16 protein-coding genes are annotated in these 20,013 nt (G+C 66.0%); 10 read left to right on the top strand and 6 right to left on the bottom strand.

Going from position 1 to position 20,013, the window contains the following annotated elements:
• The first annotated feature begins 150 nt into the window (after window positions 1–150).
• From QX124_RS08255 to QX124_RS08225, 7 genes are all read left to right on the top strand, one after another.
• Window positions 151–1,035 (top strand): folate-binding protein, encoded by an 885-nt coding sequence (locus QX124_RS08255; RefSeq protein WP_315773938.1) that lies wholly within the window; start codon window positions 151–153, stop codon window positions 1,033–1,035.
• Window positions 1,036–1,044: 9 nt separating this feature from the next.
• Window positions 1,045–1,674: a DNA-3-methyladenine glycosylase I gene (locus tag QX124_RS08250; protein ID WP_315773940.1), complete on the top strand. Its 630-nt coding sequence runs from the start codon at window positions 1,045–1,047 to the stop codon at window positions 1,672–1,674.
• Window positions 1,671–2,288: an HD family hydrolase gene (locus QX124_RS08245; protein ID WP_315773942.1), complete on the top strand. Its 618-nt coding sequence runs from the start codon at window positions 1,671–1,673 to the stop codon at window positions 2,286–2,288. The genes QX124_RS08250 and QX124_RS08245 overlap by 4 nt, the downstream gene beginning before the upstream one ends.
• Before the next feature lies 1 nt (window position 2,289).
• A complete protein-coding gene (locus tag QX124_RS08240) occupies window positions 2,290–2,529 on the top strand; it encodes a hypothetical protein (RefSeq protein ID WP_315717219.1) in 240 nt (79 codons plus the stop codon).
• The gene (locus QX124_RS08235; RefSeq protein ID WP_315739979.1) at window positions 2,526–2,750 is read left to right on the top strand and encodes a hypothetical protein; all 225 of its coding nucleotides are present in this window, start codon (window positions 2,526–2,528) and stop codon (window positions 2,748–2,750) included. Before QX124_RS08240 ends, QX124_RS08235 begins: the two co-directional genes overlap by 4 nt.
• 101 nt (window positions 2,751–2,851) lie before the next feature.
• Window positions 2,852–3,358 (top strand): tyrosine phosphatase family protein, encoded by a 507-nt coding sequence (locus tag QX124_RS08230; protein ID WP_315739978.1) that lies wholly within the window; start codon window positions 2,852–2,854, stop codon window positions 3,356–3,358.
• A gap of 193 nt (window positions 3,359–3,551) precedes the next feature.
• Window positions 3,552–6,236 (top strand): DUF2339 domain-containing protein, encoded by a 2,685-nt coding sequence (locus QX124_RS08225; RefSeq protein ID WP_315796873.1) that lies wholly within the window; start codon window positions 3,552–3,554, stop codon window positions 6,234–6,236.
• A 12-nt stretch (window positions 6,237–6,248) separates the two neighbouring features.
• Here the strand turns inward: QX124_RS08225 and QX124_RS08220 are convergent, their stop codons facing one another.
• From QX124_RS08220 to QX124_RS08200, 5 genes are all read right to left on the bottom strand, one after another.
• Entirely contained in the window at window positions 6,249–7,937 is a 1,689-nt protein-coding gene (locus tag QX124_RS08220; protein WP_315776182.1) for a methyl-accepting chemotaxis protein, read from the bottom strand.
• A 458-nt stretch (window positions 7,938–8,395) separates the two neighbouring features.
• On the bottom strand, window positions 8,396–8,629 hold the full coding sequence (locus QX124_RS08215; RefSeq protein WP_315739975.1) for a DUF6894 family protein: 234 nt from the start codon (window positions 8,627–8,629) through the stop codon (window positions 8,396–8,398).
• Between the two features lie 176 nt (window positions 8,630–8,805).
• A complete protein-coding gene (locus QX124_RS08210; protein ID WP_315796872.1) occupies window positions 8,806–9,489 on the bottom strand; it encodes a hypothetical protein in 684 nt (227 codons plus the stop codon).
• 114 nt (window positions 9,490–9,603) lie between these two features.
• Window positions 9,604–10,590, bottom strand: coding sequence for an MDR family oxidoreductase (locus tag QX124_RS08205; protein WP_315739973.1), 987 nt, complete (start codon window positions 10,588–10,590; stop codon window positions 9,604–9,606).
• A gap of 64 nt (window positions 10,591–10,654) precedes the next feature.
• Window positions 10,655–11,902, bottom strand: coding sequence for an MFS transporter (locus QX124_RS08200; protein ID WP_315757070.1), 1,248 nt, complete (start codon window positions 11,900–11,902; stop codon window positions 10,655–10,657).
• Window positions 11,903–12,259: 357 nt separating this feature from the next.
• On the opposite strand from QX124_RS08200, the gene QX124_RS08195 reads away from it, so the two are divergent.
• The 3 genes from QX124_RS08195 to QX124_RS08185 all read left to right on the top strand — a co-directional run bounded on the left by QX124_RS08195 (window position 12,260) and on the right by QX124_RS08185 (window position 18,100).
• Window positions 12,260–13,858, top strand: coding sequence for an L-aspartate oxidase (locus tag QX124_RS08195; protein ID WP_315739971.1), 1,599 nt, complete (start codon window positions 12,260–12,262; stop codon window positions 13,856–13,858).
• An 850-nt stretch (window positions 13,859–14,708) separates the two neighbouring features.
• Entirely contained in the window at window positions 14,709–15,602 is an 894-nt protein-coding gene (locus tag QX124_RS08190; RefSeq protein WP_315796871.1) for a hypothetical protein, read from the top strand.
• A 152-nt stretch (window positions 15,603–15,754) separates the two neighbouring features.
• Window positions 15,755–18,100: an ABC transporter substrate-binding protein gene (locus QX124_RS08185; protein WP_315757114.1), complete on the top strand. Its 2,346-nt coding sequence runs from the start codon at window positions 15,755–15,757 to the stop codon at window positions 18,098–18,100.
• A 4-nt stretch (window positions 18,101–18,104) separates the two neighbouring features.
• Here QX124_RS08185 and QX124_RS08180 read toward each other — a convergent pair whose 3' ends face one another.
• Window positions 18,105–19,586 (bottom strand): cell wall hydrolase, encoded by a 1,482-nt coding sequence (locus QX124_RS08180; protein ID WP_315796870.1) that lies wholly within the window; start codon window positions 19,584–19,586, stop codon window positions 18,105–18,107.
• Window positions 19,587–20,013 lie beyond the last annotated feature (427 nt).

Raw genomic sequence — 20,013 nt, 5'->3', positions numbered from 1 at the left:
TCATGCTGCGCGCCTGCCCATTTGCTGGCCTCCGGTGGCACGCGAGTCTCGATCTTTAGAATGAAGCCACCGCGCGGCGGCGTTTCAGCCTTGTGGTTTATGCCTGGGCGGCTTACGTTTCAGTGCGGCCTGTCGCAAGAGGTTTTTCGGATGAAGGCGACGTTTCTCGACGACCGGGGCGTGGTCCAGGTCAGCGGCGACGATGCACGCAAGTTCCTCAACGGTCTCTTCACCACCGACGTCACCAAGCTCACGCCCGGCGATGCCCGGTTCGGCGCGCTGCTGACGCCGCAGGGCAAGATCATCGTTGATTTCCTGGTGGCGCAGGTGCCGGCGACCGACGCCGGCGAGCGCTTCCTGCTCGACTGTCCGCGCGCGCTGGCGCAGGCGCTCACCGACAAGCTCAACCTCTACAAGCTCAGGGCCAAGGTCGCGGTCAGCAATCGCTCCGGAGAGCTCGGCGTGATCGCGGTCTGGGATGGCGCCATCGGCGCCACGCCGGAGCCGAGCTTCGCCGATCCGCGTCATGAGCGCCTCGGCGCGCGCGTCATTGCGCCGCAGGAGGCGCTCGCGGAGATCGCCGCACGGCTCGGGGCCGAGATCGTCGAGACCGACGCCTATGAGGCGCATCGTATCGACTGCAGCGTGCCGCGCGGCGGGCTCGACTTCACGTATGGCGATGCCTTCCCGCACGAGACCAACATGGACCGGCTTCACGGCGTCGATGTCGGCAAGGGTTGCTATGTCGGCCAGGAGGTGGTGAGCCGCATGCATCATCGCGGCACCACGCGCACGCGCGCGGCGAAGGTGCTGCTCGACGGGCCGAGTCCCGAGCCGGGCACGCCGATTCTGGCCGGCGACAAGTCCGTCGGCACCATGGGCTCGGCCGCCGCGCAGAAGGGCATGGCGCTGCTGCGCATCGACCGCGCCGCCGAGGCGTTGGAGGCGGGAACGCCGCTTACCGCCGGCGGCCTCGTTCTACGCATCGCTGATCCCGACGCGCTGCAGGGCGCGCCGAAGCAGACGGTCGCCTGAGCCGGTCTCATGGGTCGCGCTGCTGTCGTCCATCCCGATGGCCTGACGCGCTGCCCCTGGCCGGGCAGCGATCCGCTCTATGTCGCCTATCACGACACCGAGTGGGGCGTGCCGGAATATGACGACCGCGCGCTGTTCGAGAAGCTGATCCTCGACGGCTTCCAGGCCGGGCTGTCGTGGATCACGATCCTGCGCAAGCGTGACAATTTCCGCCGCGCCTTCGACGATTTCCAGCCGGAGAAGATCGCTGGTTACACCGACAAGAAGATTCACGCGCTGATGAACGATGCCGGCATCGTGCGCAACCGCGCCAAGATCGAAGGGACGATTCTCAGCGCGAAATCCTGGCTCGACATCCAGGACAAGGGTCCCGGCTTCTCGAAGCTGCTGTGGAACTTCATGGACGGGGCGCCCAAGGTCAATCAGTTCAAGACCACCGCGAGCGTGCCGGCCTCGACACCGCTGTCGATCAAGATTTCCAAGGAGCTGGCCTCGCGCGGCTTCAAGTTCGTCGGTCCCACGATCGTCTACGCCTTCATGCAGGCGACCGGGATGGTCAACGACCATCTCGTCACCTGCTTCTGCCACGAGACCTGCAGCGGCAAGCGCCGCACCCCACGCCTCAAGCCTCCCAAATGACGACTGACAAGGCCCCGAGCGGGCACGACCGCGTCTGGCAGCGCATGCTGTCCGGCCGGCGGCTCAACCTCATCGATCCCTCGCCGCTCGATGTCGAGATCGCCGACATCGCCCACGGGCTCGCGCGTGTCGCGCGCTGGAATGGCCAGACCACCGGTGCGCACATCTTCTCGGTCGCGCAGCACACGCTGCTGGTCGAGACAGTGATGCGCGCGCGCAAACCGAACATCGATGCGAAGCTGCGGCTCGCCGCGCTGCTGCACGATGCGCCGGAATACGTCATCGGCGACATGATCTCGCCATTCAAGGCGGTGCTCGGCGACGGCTACAAGAGCGTCGAGAAGCGGCTGCTCGGGGCGATCCACATCCGCTTCGGCCTGCCGGCCGAGATTGCTCCGGAGATCGAGCGCCAGATCAAGGCGGCCGACCGCGGCGCCGCTTTTCTGGAGGCGACCCGGCTGGCCGGCTTCTCGGAGAGCGAGGCGAAGAAGCTGTTCGGTCGCGACCCCGGCCTGCCGGATGCCACCGTGGCGGACTATTTGACGCCCTGGAGCGCGGCCAAGGCCGAGAAGCAGTTCCTGACCCGCTTCCACGCGGTGCTGGGGTCGTGCTGAGATGCCGCTGACGCCGGACGAGCGCCGCAATGAACGGCTGAAGCTGGCGGCCAACTGGGTCAACACGCTGGCGACGGCCATCGTCACCGCCGGGACGTTCGTGCCGCTTGCCCAGTTCGTCTATGGGGTGCTGCCGCCCAGCACCCCCGCGGGCCTGATCTACGGGTCGGGCGTCGTTTGCATTATCACCGGAGTGCTCATACATTTGCTGGGTCAGTGGATCCTGGGAGGTCTTCGATGACCCTGCACCAGCTCGTTGCCCTGAGCTTTCCGCTTCTGACCGCCTTGGCCGTCGCCATCGTGGCCCTGTTCGTGCGCCGGCCCTGGTCCGAGAAACCAGTCGAGATCGCCCCCCAGAACCGTGAGCGGCTCCTCGACCATCTCGAGCGACTGAACGCGGAGATCGAAGGCAAGGCCCATCTGGTTCGCCAGGAGCTGCGGCAGCTCAAGAACACGCGCTGAGGGCTGTCGGCGCATATATGCGCCAGCCCGACAGCAGACATCCAAATCCCGCTTTTGCCCTTGTGCCCCCATTCGTATAATCGGGCCTCCAAAGGCTCGCCATGATCCACGTCTGCTCACTCGCCGCCCTGCCCGAGACCGTGCGCCTGACCGGCGCCAGCCACGTGCTGACCATCATGGCCAATGTCGAGCAGGTGAAGCGGCCGGAGACGATCCGCCCCGAAAACCATCTGCGGGTCTCGGTCGACGACATCACCGAGCAGCTTCCGGGCTTCATGGCGCCGAGCGAGGATCACGTCGCCCAGGTGCTGGAGTTCGTGCGCGGCTGGGATCGTGCGGCGCCGCTGGTGATCCACTGCTATGCCGGCATCAGCCGCTCCACCGCGAGCGCCTTCGCCACGGCCTGCGCGCTCAACCCCAATCGCGACGAGCTCGATATTGCCTGGGCGATCCGCCAAGCCTCGCCGATCGCCTCGCCGAATCGGCTGATCGTCAGCCTGGCCGACAGGGCACTGGGCCGCCAGGGGCGCATGGTGCGCGCGCTGGACGCGATCGGGCCCGGCGCCATGATGGTCGACAGCGCGCCGTTCCGGATCGATCTGGACTGAGTTGCGCCGCGGCGGAGCCGCGTACCGGTGCGCCTTGAACTTTTGTTCCGCGGTTTGACACAGAGGGAACGACGGCCATCGGGTGACCCGCCGTGGGTCGTCGGCCGATTCGCTGCGCCAGCGGTCCACCCGCAGGCCGGCACCTTCCACCCCTGACGCCCACCGGCGCCATCGATTGAGGATTCCCCGCGTGATGTTCGATTGGCCCCTGGATTGGATCGCGCTGCTGGTCGCGTTCGCCGCGCTCGCCTTCGCGCGCCGGATTTCCGATCGCCTGGCCGAGGTCCAGGCCCGGCTGGCCAAGCTCGAGGCGGCACGCCCGATCGCGGCTGCGCCGGTGGTCGCTCCGCCGCTCAGCCCGCTTCAGGAACCCGCTGAAGCCCCGCCAATGCCGCCGCCATTGCCGGAGCTGACCGAGCCTGCTCTCCAGCCCGCGGCAATGGCGAGCGACGACGCGGCCGAACAGCCGCCGCCGCTCGCGTCCCCGCCCCCCGTGCCGCAGCCTGCGGCCGGCTTCGAGGAGCGCATCGGCACCCGCTGGGTGGTGTGGATCGGCGGGCTGACCTTGGCGCTCGGCGGCTTCTTCATGGTGCGCTACTCGATCGAGGCCGGCCTCGTCGGCCCCGAGGTGCGCGTCGCGCTCGGCGCGCTGTTCGCCGCCGCGCTGCTTGCGGCCGGCGAATGGACCCGGCGCAAGGAGAGCATCTCGCAGATCGCAGCGCTGCCGATCGCCAACATTCCGGCGATGCTCACGGCGGCCGGCACGGCGGTCGCCTTCGCCACGATCTACGCGGCCTACGCGCTGTACGACTTCCTGCCGCCCGCGATCGCCTTCGTGCTGCTCGGCCTGGTCGCGTTGGGCACGCTGGCGGCCGCGCTGCTGCATGGCCCGGCCCTGGCCGGCCTCGGCATCGTCGCCGCCTTCACCACGCCGGTGCTGGTGTCGACCGGCGAGCCGAACTACTGGGCGCTTTTCATCTACCTCGCCATCGTCACCGCCGCCGCCTTTGCGCTGGCCCGCGTGCGGCTGTGGCGCTGGCTCGCGATGACCACGATCGGGCTGTCGTTCCTGTGGACCTTGCCCGGACTCGACGCGGGCGTCGAGGCGGTGCCGCCGCATGTCTTCCACGTCGCGGTTGGTTTCGCGCTGGCCGCGCTGATCGTGGTCTGCGGCTTCATGTTCGGACCCGCCGCCGAGAACGACGAGGTCGAGCCGATCTCATCCGTCGGCTTGGCGGTTTATCTGCTCGGCGCCATGCTGGTCGTGCTGGCGAGCTTCCATGACGGTCTGGCGCTGATCGGCTTCACGGTGCTGGTCGCGGCGACGCTCGCGGTCGCCTGGCGCGCGCCGAGCGCCGTCGGCGCGGTGGCCGCCGCCGCTGCGACCGTGTTCCTCGTGTTCGCCGAATGGGCGCTGCGCGACAATCCGGACCTGCTGGTGCTGCCCGGCGGCGCGCTGCCCGGGATGGGGCCGAACCCGCTCGGCGCGTCGGTCACGTCGCATCTGGTGACGGCGGCGATCTTCGCGCTCGGCTTCGGCGGCGCCGGCTTCCTGGCGCAGGGCCGCTCGCACAACGCGGTCGTGCCGGTGGTGTGGTCGGCGGCCGGCGTGTTCACGCCGCTGGCGCTTCTGGTCGCGCTCTATGCGCGCATCGCCCATCTCGACCGCTCGATTCCGTTCGCGATCCTCGCCGTCGTGCTCGCCGCCGCGTTTGCCGTCGCCACCGAGGCGCTGACCCGGCGCGAGGAGCGCCCGGGCCTCAGCGCCTCGATCGCATTGTTCGCGACCGGCACGCTGGCCGCGCTGGCGCTGGCGCTGACCTTCGCGCTGGAGAAGGGCTGGCTGACGATCGCGCTGGCGCTGATGTCGCTCGGCACCGCCTGGATCTTCGAGAGCCGGCCGATCCCGTTCCTGCGCACGCTGGCGGCCGTCTTTGCCGGGCTCGTCGTGCTGCGCATCGGCTACGATCCGCGCATCGTCGGCGCCGATGTCGGCACCACGCCGATCGTCAACTGGCTGCTGTGGGGCTATGGCGTGCCGGCGGCGTCGTTCTGGGGCGCGAGCTATCTGATGCGCCGCCATGGCGACGACGCGCCGCTGCGCGCGGTGGAGGCCGCCGCCATCCTGTTCACGACCCTGCTCGCCTTCCTGGAGATCCGCCACGCCGTCAATGACGGCGACATGCTGGCGGTGCCATCGCTCGCCGAAGTGGGACTCGACGTCTGCGTGGCCCTGGCGCTGGCGATCGGGCTGGAGCGGCTGCGGGAGCGCAGCGGCAGCATCGTGCACAACATCAGCGCCGTGATCCTGACCGGCTTTGCCGGCGGCGCCACCGTGCTCGGGCTGCTGCTGCTCGAGAATCCGATGATCTCGGATGTCGCGATCAAGGGCGGCCTGCTCAACATCCTGATCCTGGCCTATGCGTTCCCGGCGGTGCTGATGCTGCTGTTGTCCTACGCGGTCGCAGGCCGCCGTCCGCCGGCCTATGGCAATACGCTGGCCGCGGGCGCACTGATCCTGGCGCTGTCCTATGTCAGCCTCGAGATCCGCCGGATCTATCACGGCCCCGATCTGACGGCAGGGCCGACCAGCGCGGCCGAGCAGTACACCTATTCGATCGCCTGGCTCGCCTTCGGCGTGGTGCTGCTCGGGATCGGAATCATCGTGCAGTCGCAACGCGCCCGTCTGGCGTCCGCCATCGTGATCGCGCTGACGATCCTGAAGGCCTTCCTGATCGACATGTCGGCGCTGACCGGCGTGTGGCGCGCGCTGTCGTTCATCGGGCTCGGGCTGGTGCTGGTCGCGATCGGCTGGCTGTACCAGAAGGTGCTGTTCCGACGGCAGCAGCAGGCGCCGCCGGCTCAGCCGGCGGCGTAGCGCCATGTCGGATTAGGCCGCGCGCACCGACTCCAGGAACGACGCCACCTCACGCTTCAGCCGGTCGCTGTCCGAGGCCAGCGATTGCGCCGCGGCCAGCACATGCGTGGAGGCCGTTCCGGTTTCCGTCGCGCCGCGCTGCACGTCGACGACGTTCACAGAAACCTGCTGCGTGCCCTCCGATGCCTGCTGGACGTTGCGCGAGATCTCCTGCGTGGCGGCACCCTGCTCTTCCACGGCAGCCGCGATCGCCGACGAGATTTCCGACAGCCGCTCGATGGTCGTGGAGATCGCCCGGATGGCGCCGACCGATTCCTGTGTCGCCGCCTGGATGCCGGACACCTGCTGGCCGATCTCGTCGGTCGCCTTGGCGGTCTGCTCGGCCAGCGCCTTCACCTCGGAGGCGACGACCGCGAAGCCGCGGCCGGCCTCGCCGGCGCGCGCCGCCTCGATGGTCGCATTCAGCGCCAGCAGATTGGTCTGGCCGGCGATCGTGTTGATCAGTTCGACGACGTCGCCGATCCGCGCCGCGGCCTTGCTCAGCTCGCTCACGCGATCGTTGGTCATGCGCGCCTGGTCGACGGCCTCGGTGGCCATGCGGGCCGATTCCTGCACCTGGCGGCTGATCTCGGTGATCGACGACGATAGCTCCTCCGTCGCGGACGCGACCGACTGCACGTTGGTCGAAGCCTCCTCCGAAGCAGCCGCAACCGCGGTCGAGATCTCCTGCGAGCGCGTCGCGGTGGATGACAGCGCGCCGGCGGAATGCTCGAGCTCGGTCGAGGCCGACGACACCGTCTGCACGATCTCGCCGATGGTCGCCTCGAACTGGCGGGTGATGTTGTCGACGCGCCGGCCGCGTTCGATCTTGACCTCGGCATCGTGGGCCGCGAGCTCGTCGGCCTCCTTCTTGGCGATCAGCGCCTCCTTGAACACCTGCAGCGTATCGGCCATGGCGCCGATCTCGTTCGGCTCGCCGCGATGCGTGACTTCCGCGCCGAGATCGCCCTTGGCGAGCTCCTGCATCGGCTTGATGATCGACGCGATGCCGGACGAGACGTTCTGCACGAGATAGAATCCGACGGCGATGCCGGCGATGACGGCGGCGGCAATGATCGAAACCACGAGCCAGATCGCGCGCGAGAAGCTCTCGGCAGCCTGCCGCGTCGCGTTGTCGGCGCCCTTGTTGTTGAACTCGATGTCCTGGATGAAATACTTGTCGGCGTCACGCGCGATCGCCGCGGCCGACTTTTCCAGCATTTCGGTGGCCTCGCGCGGAATCTTTCCGACGCTCTTGTTGGATTCATCCATCACCTGCTTGACGGCGACGACGTACTTCTCCCAGGACTGCACCCAGTTGTTGTAGATCGCGCGTTCCTCGGCCGAGGTGATCATCGGCTCGTAAGTCTTGCGGTCCTTGTTGATCGTCTCGAGGATTCCGTTGACGCGCTTCTCCGCGGCCTGCTTGGCCTCGGTCGTCTCCGACATCACATGCGCGCGCAAGGCGATGCGCAGCAGGTTGATGTCGGCGCGCAGCTCGCCGATCGCGCGCACGCTTGGCAACCAGTTGGTGGCGATGTCGACCGTGTTGGCATTGATCGACTGCATGCTGGTGACGGCGAGCACGCCGAGCCCGCACATGGTGACGAGCATGAAGGCGATGACCGAAATGATCTTCGTACGAATGGACATTGTTGACACGGAGGACCCCAGCTGACTGCGTGGTTCGGCCGCGTTCTGCCAGCGCCAGAGACGGCCCGAACATCCAGGTCTGCGCTGCGCTGCGCGGTCGAGGTCAGAGGATCAGAGGGCTCCGAAAATTCCGAACCCGCATGTCGTCTCTGACGACCTCATTGGGCGCGAAACAGGCTTATCGGAGGTTAATGCTGGAACCGTAAGATTACTGACAATGCGCGTAAAATGATGCCCCTCAGGGACGGCGCGGTGCTCCTGAACCGGCGCCCGAGGCACCGGATCTCCCGATACCGTTGACGGATCGTGTGGAAGCAAAACCACGAACTGCGTTCGGCAACATCACAAACGCCGTCTGAGCGCGAGAAGTGTGACGGACGGAGAACACGCCCTCAGCGGATTGGCGCCACGGCGCACCGGACCTCGAATCCGATGGCCAGCGGCGCAATCACCCGGACAGTTGGAACTCAGCCGACCGCTTCGGACATCAGGCGGATCCGGAACACTGGCTGCTTGGCTTCGTCGAGCAGCTCCATCTGCCACTCGGCCCCCTGCTGCAACGACTTCGAGATGCCACCGATCAGGTCGGAGCAGACAGCCGTCAGCTCGTTCCAGGCGGTTTCCCGGTTGGCGAATTCATAAGGCTGATCAGCAGCGCCAGAATAGCGGCCCTGGCTGATTCGGAAGAAATAAAGCGACATAACGACCCTTTCTCGTGGGCCACCCCCCTGGTTGCAAACTGCACACGAGTCACTACCGAGGCATGAATTTAAGATTCCGTACGACTACGGCGCAATGACCACTAACGTGCGGTCAGCTTAAAATATTGCTCTATGTTAATAGGGGACTGGTTTTTCAATAGTCGGTGAACTAACAACTAATCGGTCGAGCGACGCAGCTCCGGCGCCGCATCCGATTTCGCGTTATCGGATCTGGTAATTTCGGTCTTCGCGTTTTCGGCCTTGGCGGTTTCGGGCTTGGCGGTTTCGGGCTTCGCGCTTTCCGCCTTGGCGGCCTTCGCAGGATCCGCCTTCAGGGGTTCTACCTTGCTGCGCTCCACCCGCGGGGTCTCGACCCGCGCCGCCACTTCGGTGTGCAAGCCGTCGGCAGCGGGAACAGCAGCGCGCGCGGCGCGCGGCCGCGCCACGGCGCGCGCCATCAGCATGGTGGCTCCGCCCTGATGCTGGAAGTCGCAATAGGCGAAGGCGCCGAGCCCGGAGACCGAGCCGCGGAAGCTGCGGTCGTCCTTCTTGTCGAGGTTGAAGCACGGCTCGAACGGCATGCCCTTGATGGCAGCGCAAACGTTCTGGCCGCGAATCTGCAGGGTGTTGCCGGGCAGGCGGATATGACGCACCGGGCCAGAGCCGGAGAACTGCACCGCGCCCGCCGCGCCCATGTCGTCGAGGATGCGGCCCGCGCCACGGGTGCCGTCGACGCAGGTGAAGGCGAACACCTTTCCGGCGACGAATTTGCGGGCCTCGTCGGCTGTCATCGAACCCGCAACCGCAGGAGCAATCACGGCACCGGCAGTCACGGTCCCCAGCAATATACGCGCGAGCATGCATCAAACTCCCACTTAACCCAACGCAGCGGGTAAGGCGGTATCTTTACCCCATGCTTACCATACCAACCATGGCAACAATGGAGCAGCATGGTTTGAAAAGTCTGAACATCCTCAGGATATTCTTACCACCGTACGGCCGCGGACCTGGCCCGCGAGAATCTGCAGCCCCAGCGACGCCACTTGGTCCAAGGAAATTTCGTGAGTGATTTCAGCTAGTTTTGCGCGATCCAAATCAGTGGCGAGGCGCTGCCAGGCCGCCTTGCGCGCCGGCAGCGGGCACATCACCGAATCGATGCCGAGGAGGCATACGCCGCGCAAAATGAACGGCGCCACCGACGATGGCAAATCCATGCCGGCAGCGAGGCCACAGGCGGCGATGGCACCGCCATATTGGGTCATCGCCAGCAGGTTGGCGAGCGTATGCGAGCCGACGCTGTCGATGCCGCCCGCCCAGCGCTCCTTCGCCAGCGGCTTGGCCGGCCCGGACAGCTCGTTGCGGTCGATGATTTCGGCGGCACCGAGCGACTTGAGATAGTCGGCTTCGGCCAGGCGGCCGGTCGAGGCGATCACGTGGTAGCCGAGCTTGGCGAGCACCGCCGTCGCCACCGAGCCGACGCCGCCGGCCGCGCCCGTCACCACCACCGCCCCGCTGGCCGGCGTCAGCCCGTGCTTCTCCAGGGCCAGCACGGCCAGCATCGCCGTGAAGCCGGCGGTGCCGATGGCCATGGCATCCCGGGCCGACAGGCCCTGTGGCAGGCCGACGAGCCAATCGCCCTTGACCCGCGCCTTCTCGGCATAGGCGCCGAGATGGGTCTCGCCCATGCCCCAGCCGGTACAGATCACGGCATCGCCCGGCTTCCAGGCGGGATGGCTGGACTGCTCGACCGTGCCGGCAAAATCGATCCCCGCGATCATCGGGAAGCGCCGGACCACCGGCGCCTTGCCGGTCAGCGCCAGCCCGTCCTTGTAGTTCAGCGCCGACCACTCGACCTTGACCGTGACGTCACCGTCCATCAGCTCGGCTTCATCGAACTGCGTCAGCGTCGCGGTCGTTCCCTTGTCCGCCTTGTCGATCCGGATCGCCTTGAACGTTCCCACAGCGGCACTCCCTGCGCTTTCTTTGTCTCACGCCATGTTTAGCCGATCGGGTCGGCCGCGCAACTCAGGTCGCGGGAACGGCACGCGCGACCGGCTTCTCGACGATCGGCAGGTTGATCAGCGCCGACAGCACGCCGAACAGGATCGAGAGCCACCAGATCGGCGTATAGGAACCGTAGCGCTCGAACACGATGCCGCCGAGCCAGACGCCGAGGAAGCCGCCGACCTGGTGGCTGACGAAGGCGAAGCCGTAGAGCGTGGCGAGCCAGCGGGTGCCGAACATGATCGCGACCAGCGACGAGGTCGGCGGCACCGTGGAGAGCCAGGCGAGCCCGGAGACCGCGCCGAAGGCGATCGCGGAGGCCGCCGTGACCGGGAACGAGATGAAGGCGAGCGTCGCCAGCGCACGGGTGAAATAGATGAAGGACAGGATGTAGCGCTTCGGCAGCCGGCTCTGCAGCCAGCCGACACTGAGCGAGCCGATGATGTTGAACAGGCCGATCGCCGCGATCACCCAGCCGCCAACCTGCGCCGACAGGCCACGATCGACCAGGAACGCCGGCAGGTGCACGGTGATGAAGGCGAGTTGGAAGCCGCAGGTGAAGAAGCCGAGCACCAGCAGCACGTAGGAGCGGTGTCCAAACGCCTCCATCAGCGCGGTCGTGAACGACTGCTGCTCGGCCTCCGACGGCTTGGCCTCGGCCGCCGGCGGCGTCGCCACGGCGAGCGACAGCGGCACGATGAACAGCATCAGCGTCGCGAACACCATCAGCGCGCTCTGCCAGCCGAACTGGTCGATCAGCGCGACGCCGAAGGGAGCGAACAGGAACTGGCCGAGCGAGCCGGCCGCCGTGCCGGCGCCGAGCGCGACACCACGGCGCTCCGGCGGCAACAGCTTGCTGAACGCCGACAGGATGAGATTGAACGAGCAGCCCGACAGGCCGAAGCCGACCAGCACGCCGGCGCCGATGTTCAGCGACAGAGGCGAGCTGGAATAGCGCATCATCAGCAGGCCGCCGGCATAGAGCAGCGCGCCGACACAGATCACGCGCATCACGCCGAAACGATCGGCGATCGCGCCGGCGAGCGGCTGACCGAGCCCCCACAACAGGTTCTGCACCGCCACCGCAAGCGCGAACACGTCGCGTCCCCAGGCGAATTCACGGCTCATCGGCTGCACGAAGAAGCCGAGGCTGGAGCGCGGACCGAAGCTCAGCAGCGCAATCGCGCAGCCGCACACGATGATGACGACCGGCGTCCGCCAGCTCTGGCTGCGGGAGGCCGTGCCGAGATCGCCTGCCTGTACCGACATCCGTGTCCTCCCCTGCCGCGGTCGCTGTCCGCCGCGCCCTTCCGATTAATGCATCTGCATTGAACTCCCAAGCTCAAAAGCGGAACCCAGCCATGAAAAATTTCGATGCGGCGGCCAGCCATGAGCACGTGTCATCCGAAGCGAGTTCCCGCGGCGGAACTCGCTCATGCGTCCTTGTCCCGGCGCGAAACGTCCTGATGCGCGAGTCGCAAACGACGATTCATCCTGTGCGAGAGTGACCTTCAGAACAGCCGCTATTTGTCGCCAAACACCGATAAACAGCGAAGGAAGTCTCTGAAGAAGAACTAACAGGTACCGCGGTACACATGCGCACGGAATGTGGAATTTGGACATCACATGGACCACGATCAGATCGAGACATCCGGCCGCGTCGTGATCGTTGGTGCCGGAGTTGCCGGACTGTTCTGCGCGCTGAAGCTCGCACCGCAGCCGGTCACGCTGATCTCCGCGACCGCATTGGGTGAGGCCTCGTTCGGCGCGACGATGCAGGCCGACATCGCGGCAGCGGTTTCATCCGGCGACAGCCCCGATAGCCATGCCGCCGACATGATCGCTGCCGGTGGCGGCCTGGTCGACGCGACGGCTGCGCTGGCGCTCGCGCGCGACGCTTCGGCTGCAATCGAGGACCTGGTCCGCCTCGGCGTGGCTTTCGATCGTGATCACAGCGGCAGGCTGGCGACGTCTCGTGCGGCTGCGCACACCGCGCGACGGATTCTCAGCGTTCGCGGAGACTTCACCGGACAGGCGATCATCACCGCGCTGTCTCAAGCCGTGCGCGCAACGCCCTCGATCCGCATCATCGAGGGCCATGTCGCCGACGCGCTGCTGACGGAAGACGGCGCGGTGCGTGGCCTGCAACTGCGGCCGACCGACGACGATGCGGCCGCGCCGGTGCTGATCGCGGCGCCGGCAATCGTGCTGGCCACCGGCGGCATCGGCCGTCTGTTCGCCACGACCACCAATCCGCCGCACGCCACCGGCATCGGCCTCGCCATCGCTGCGCGCGCCGGCGCGGTCATTGCCGATCCGGAGTTCGTTCAGTTTCATCCGACCGCGATGATGACCGGTCACGATCCGGCGCCGGTTGTGAGCGAGAGCCTGCGCGGCGCCGGCGCCATCCTGGTCAACCGGCGCGGCCAGCGCTTCATGCTGCCGCGCCATCCGCTGGTCGATCTTGCCCCGCGCGACACGGTGGCGCGCGGCGTGATGGCCGAGATCATCGCCGGACGCGGCGCCTTTCTCGACGCACGCGACGTGCTCGATGACGACGTCGCCGAACGCTATCCGATGCTGCACCGGGCCTGTACCGCCGCGGGGCTCGATCCCACCCGGCAGCCGATTCCGGTGGCGCCGGCGGCGCATTTCCACATGGGCGGGATCGCGGTCGACGCGCAGGGCCGCAGCTCGATCGAGGGGCTTTGGGCGGCGGGTGAAGTCGCCGCGACGGCAACGGACGGCGCCAACCACATCGCCGGCAACGCGCTGCTCGCCGCGCTGGTGTTCGCCCAGCGGATCGCCGAGGATATCTCCGGCCGGACGTTCACCGCGCCCTCCACGCTACAGGACATTGCGTTCGCCGATCCGGCCGGCCCCTGTGCCGGCGCTGCGGCGAGCTCGCTGCGCGAGACGATGACGGCGCAGCTCGGCGTCATTCGCGACGAGGAGCGGCTGGCGGAGGCCATCGCCGCGATTGCCAGGATGGAGCGCGACGCCGGCAGCCCGAGGCTGCGCAACATGGCGAGCGCCGCGCTGCTGATCGCCACCGCGGCCTGGAGCCGGCGCGAGAGCCGCGGCGCGCATTGCCGCGCCGATTGCCCGGCCGAGAATCCGAGCTTCGCGCAGCGGACGATGACCACACTGGCCGCTGCCCGCGAGATCGCCGACGAGCTCGCGGCACGGCCGACGGCGCGGCAGTCGCGGCCGTTGAGCGCGTAGCAAGAGCTGATCCGACTGCGTCACGACGGAGCTCGGCAGTCGCGTTTTCACCGTCATTCGTGATCACCGTCATTCCGGGTTCAGGGCCTGCGGCCTTGTCCCGGAATGACGGTGCTCATGACGAAGCAGCCATCGTCGCCCAATACAGATATTACGACTCGTTGTTATTTGCTGCCTCGCCGGTATTTGGGAGCAGGCACGATGTAATTAGTGCGTGCCGTGTCGGCCGCGTGCATCCATTGATCCGCGGGCGCTGGACGAACAAATCGGCCGTACCGTTGCGCTGGTGCTCGTCGTCATCACGCGCACGATCTGAGCGGCCCTCGCCAATGAGTTGGACGAGGCCTTTCGTCGAAGCAGATCACCGGCTGACGCTGATGCGAATCGCCGCACGGATCGAGCACATCCTCTACGCGCGCGACTAATTCGCATCGATCTGTGGGGATACGCCACATGCTCCTGCGCCATGGCTTCAGATCGTTCTCGGCCAGACGCCGCCGCACTTTCTCGTGCGCCCCGGCGCCGACGGCATTTACCAGCACCAACTAAATGGCTGGACAGGTTCGCCATGATTTCGGCAAAAGAACCGCAGAACCTGTACAAATAAGAAAAAGAGATGGTCGAAATTTAGCGGTGCTCAAGTAGTAGCGCGCGTTTTGTCCGTCCTGCTGACGAGGAAATGGGAATTCACGGCTGCCAGATCGCCGATTCACCGCTTGGCATGGCCATAGATTCGGTCATCGGTCTCGCCGCCGGTTTGGAAGCCGAGTCGCCGAGCAGAAAGGCGCCAAACGGTCCAGGGAGTGTTGCGGGGCGACGCGATGGCGCGTGTCCGCAGGAGTAGTTGAGGATGAGTTCCTTATTGCGGAGTAGCGGATCGCGGATCACCGTGGGTGATGCGCAGAGCGAACGTTGGCGCCCGGCAAAGCCTGCCGCTTTGTCCAACAGCCTCGCGCATGCGACGTCTGCGCCTGATGAGGATGCGGCCACCGATCTCTCCCGGCCGTGGTGGCAAACCGCTTCAGCGGTTGACGATGCGCCGATGCCAATGGCGCCAGCAGAAGCGGACCGATCCTGGCAGATCCCTTCACTCGATCCCGTCGTGATGCCTCCACCTCCGCCCGAACGGCTCGAATTCGATTCTGTTTTCCGGTTCGGTGCCGCAGTGGCCGCGCTTGCGTGCCTCGCGTTCTTTGCGGTGCGCATCATGCAGGCTCCGAACATTGAAACAGTTACGAAGTCTGAAGCGACCGCTTCATCGTCTCCCCGAAACTTCGGGACAGCGGGGAAATCGAAATCCGATGACGGCCAAGCATCGCTGGACGCCGCGGCGCACACGATCGGACGGGCCGATTCGATCGTGGCGTCGGTCCCGATCGTCAAGCCGGCTCCGGGCGGAGGCGAGACCCCGCAGTCAATTCCGCCGAAAGCATCTCGGACCATCGCGACCAGGAGCCCTGCACCGGCGGCCGCGTCTGCGCTGACCAAGAACGAGATCAGCGAAATGCTGAAGCGCGGACGCGATCTCATCGGCGCGGGCGACGTTGCGAGTGCCCGCCTGATCCTGGCGCATGTCGCGGAAGCGAACGCCGAAGCATCACTGACGCTGGCCGGCACCTATGACCCCGCGATCTTGTCCAACCTGAAAGCCGTTGGCGTCGCGCCCGATCCGGCCAAGGCCCGCGCCTGGTACGCGAGAGCCGCCGAACTCGGGTCACTCGAGGCTCGACGGCGGCTCGAGTGACCCGAGCTTCGAAACCGGGTGATCCAGCGCGGTCTCACGCCGGTCGCTGCGCAGGAATTGCGGCGGGGCGCGGACCGCCGGATCCTGGTCGATGGTGTCGTGCGGGCGACGCGCGTCCCCGCAAAGTGTTGTGTTGCGTGATGAGGTCCATGATGGGAATGTTTGATCGTCTGTTGCAACCGGCCTTGTCGTCGGCGCCCCGTGGTCCTCGGCTGCTTGGCGCGCCGGGTTCTCCGACCGTGGCGTTGCTCCTCGTGCTTGCCGCCGTGCCAGGCCTGGCGCGTGCTGCCGAGGGCGAGATCCGGATCGGCAATACGACGCCCTACAGCGGGCCGGCGGCCGCCTACGGCAGCGTGAGCAAGGTCATCTCCGCCTATTTCCAGAAGGTGAATGACGAGGGCGGGATCAGGGGCCGCAAGATCACCTACATCTCCTATGACGACGGCTATAATCCGCAGAAGACGGTGGAGCTGACACGACGGCTGGTGGAGGAAGACAAGGTCGATGTCATCTTTGCGAGCGTTGGAACAGCGACCAGCGCGGCGGTGCGGCCTTATCTCAACGCGAACAAGATACCGCAATTGTTCGTCGGCTCCGGCGCCTCGATCTGGGATCAGCCTCGCGACTATCCTTGGACCATGGGAGCGCAACCCAGCTACCAGATTGAAGCTCATATTCACGCGCAATATCTGCTCGAGCAACATGCCGGTGGCACGCGCATCGGTGTGCTTTATCAAGACGACGAGTTCGGCAAGGACTATCTGAAGGGTTTGAAGGACGGGCTCGGCGGCAAGCTGCCGATCGTCGCGGAAGCGGCTTACGCGGTCACCGATGCCGACATCAATCAGCAGATCGCGAAGCTGAAGACCGCCGGAGCCAACATCCTGGTCGACGTCAGCACCCCGAAATTCACGGTGCTCGCGATCCGCCGCCTCGCCGAGCTCGGCTGGAGACCCGAGCACATCATCCCCACGGTTTCGGATTCGGTTGCCACCGTGCTGCAGCCTGCAGGCCTGCAGAACGCGGAAGGACTGCTTTCCGCCACCATCCTGTACGAGGGCGGTGTGCAGGGCGGCGATCCCGGCTTCGCCGAGTGGTCCGCGTTCATGGATCGCTACGCGCCTGCAATCAGCAAGAACAACAGCTTGGGAATCGTGGGCTACGCGCTTGCCAACCTGATGGTTGCGGTCCTGCGCAATTGCGGCGACGACTTCTCCCGCGACAACATCATGAGGCAGGCGCGTTCCTTGAAGGGGACGCCAATTCCCATGTTGATTCCCGGGATCGTCGCCAATACCAGCGCCAGCGACCACGCGCCGATCGAGCAGATGCAGATGAAGCGTTTCGTCGATGGCCATTGGGAACGGTTCGGGCCGGTGCGCAGCGGAATCGACCCGGGGGCGGTCAGCGATTCCTTCAAGGCGATCTTCCGCTATGCGTCGGCCAAGCGGGACCTCGCGAGCCAGCTCAACGCCAATACGGTGAGCCTGATGACGGGCTCGTATGGCAGCACCTATTCCCAGATGGGCGCCGACGTCGCCTCGGTCCTCAATGACGGCATCAACCTGCGGGTCATGCCGGTCCTCGGCAGCGGCTCGGTTCAGGCGGTGGCCGACATCCTCATGCTCAAGGGCGTCGACGTGGGAATCGTGCGCAAGGACACGCTGTCCTATCTCGAACGCAAGGACTTCGCGAGCAACATCCGCAATCAGCTCGTCTACGTCACCAAGATGTTCAACGAGGAAATGCATGTTCTGGCACCGCGATCGATCCGCACCATGCGGGAGCTCGACGGCAAGACCGTTGCGGTCGACCTGCCGGACGGCAGCACCTTCGTGACCGCGATCAACGTGTTCGAGCGGCTCGAGATCAAGCCGCATCTGCTCTATATCGAGCCGCGCATCGCGCTCGAAATGTTGCGCAAGGGGGAGATCGACGCGATGATTGCGGTCGACGGCAAGCCGGTGCCCTGGCTCAGCCAGATCACGGATGCCAATCTGCACCTCGTCCCGGTCGGCTACGACAAGACCTTGCGCGAGGATTACCTTCCATCCAAGCTCACCGCGGACGACTACCCCAACCTGATCTCCAATTCCGAGTCGGTGGAAACGATCGCAGCAGAGGCAATCCTGGCGTCGTATAATTGGCAGCCGGGAAGCGACCGCGATCGCCGGCTGTCGCTGCTGGTCGAGTCGCTGTTCTCGCGCATGTCGCAGCTGCAGCGGCCTCCCTTCCATCCGAAATGGCAGGAGATGGCGCCGCGCGCGCCGGTCGCCGGCTGGACCAGGTTCCGGGCCGCGCAGGAATGGCTCGATGGGACGACACGGATTCCGGCGGCCACTACGGCCACCGTTAAACCGTCGAAGCCGGTCGCGGCCGCCGCACCGTCCCCGCGCATTCCTGTCACGGCAAAGCCGGCGGCCGCAACGCCGCCGGACCAGGCGCGCCAGACCGAGTTGTATCGCCGCTTTCTCGAGTGGAATGCGACGCGTCGCTAGATGATTAGCGCCGCGCCCAGTTCGGATTGCTCTCGGCCTCGCTCTTGGCGGCCTCGGTGAGCTCGGCCGAAATGGCCGCGGTCTGCTGCGGCGTGCCCCAGCTCGGCGCGTCGCTGCCGTCGCCCCATTTCTTCGGCCGGTAGAAGGTGTGAACGCCGAACTTGTACATGCGCTTCATCTCGGCGACCCAGGACGGCCGCACCCAATAGGCATGATAGTGGGTCGACTTGCCCACCTCCGGCAGCCAGATCAGCCCGTCCAGCATGGCCTTCGCGATCTTCTTGGCGCGATCCCACATCTCGGGCTCGCGGATCACATCCGGATTGTTGTCGCAGGCGAAGGTGAACTGGCAGGCGAAGTGGCGGTATTTGTTCTGGTAGACGACGCCGCACACCGTCGTCGGATAATAGCCGGAGAACGCCCGGTTCAGCACGACCTGCGCCACGGCCATCTGGCCGCGCACCGCCTCGCCGCGGGATTCGAAATAGATCGCTTCGGCAAGGCACTTCTCGGACTTGAAGCGCGCCTTCTCGTCCGTGAGGCTCAACCGTTCGGCCGGAGTCCTGTCGCGCTGATTGTCGGTGTTGACCTCGCCTTTCGGCGCGATGCTCTCGCCGCCATCGCCGGCCTTGGCGGCATCGTCGGCCGGATGTGACAGCACCGCCATCGGCTTGAGGTCCGGATCCGGCATCACGATCAGCGGCGCCTCGCCCGGCAGCCATGTCTCCATGGTTCCGGCGGCAACGCCCAACGACGACGTGCCGAAATAGAGGTTGGACGTCTTGATGTTGAGGCCGTCGTAGCTGACGGCGCCATCTGCCAGAATTTGGTCGGCGGCAGGCTTCAGCTCGCCCGATGGCTGGATCTCGGACTTCGCCGCGTCGTACTGCACGAGCGGCGGTGCGCTCAGCGCCTCCTGCAATTCGGGATCGAGTGCAGAACGCTGCGGGAGTGGCGCCTGCGCCGGCGCTTCCGTCGTCTTGGCGCCGAACACCGAGGAGTTCGAATTGGGTTGCGTCGAGGGCGTGGGTGCAGGCTCGGAGGGCGCAGGCTCGACGGGCGCGGCCGATTCGGTCGGCTGCGCCGACGGCGTCGGGGGGCGCACGACGAGACGATCGCCCTTCAGCGTGCGATCGACCTTGGGGAAGTCGGAGGCCTGATAGCGTGGCGGAACCTGCAGCGCCGGATTGCGCGGCGTCGATCCGGTGATGTCGAGATCGCGCCCGTCGAGGCTTGCGAGGCGGATGCTCACCGCCTGCGGCGCCGAGGTTCCGATCGGACGACCGAAACTATAGGTGGCGAGCTGAATGGAGGCCGCAGCCGAGAACACACGCTTCTGCCAGCGTTCGGCGACGCCCGGCTGGCGGGCGAGCAGAGAAGCGATGTCTTGATACCCGGTCTCTGTCGGCATCAGAGCGAAGACGCAGAGACCGAGTCCGAAGGACGCAAATCGCGCGCCCTTCGGATCGGGACGCAGAACTAACATCGATACGCTCAACGCAACGCTTACTGGATCGACCGAACAACAGTGCTTCCGTGCAATTCGATCTTCTCTCTTCGTATCGGGTTTAGGTTGCCGAGGAGTTAATCCGCGTTGCAATTGTGAAACAGGCAAGCGGGGAAGTTGCAGAGCGCCGAGCGATCGATATGTGTGGTAAACAGCGCACCGACGAGAACGGTGAACATTCAGTCAACAGATGCGGTGAATGAAAATCATCTGCACATCATGAGGCGGAGTGTTCCATCGGAACTGCGACGTTCGCTCTCTCCACTCGTCATTCCGGAGCGTCCCCGGAATGACGGCGGTGGTGGAGAAGAAGTGCACCTTGCGTCACGTGCGCGCCCCATCGCGACGAACCCTCACCAATGAAAAAGGCCGGCAACATGTGCCGGCCTTCATCAGGATTAGATCG

The organism is Bradyrhizobium sp. SZCCHNRI3043 (assembly GCF_032377735.1).
Classification (GTDB): domain Bacteria; phylum Pseudomonadota; class Alphaproteobacteria; order Rhizobiales; family Xanthobacteraceae; genus Bradyrhizobium.
This window is presented reverse-complemented; position numbering and strand designations above follow the sequence as displayed.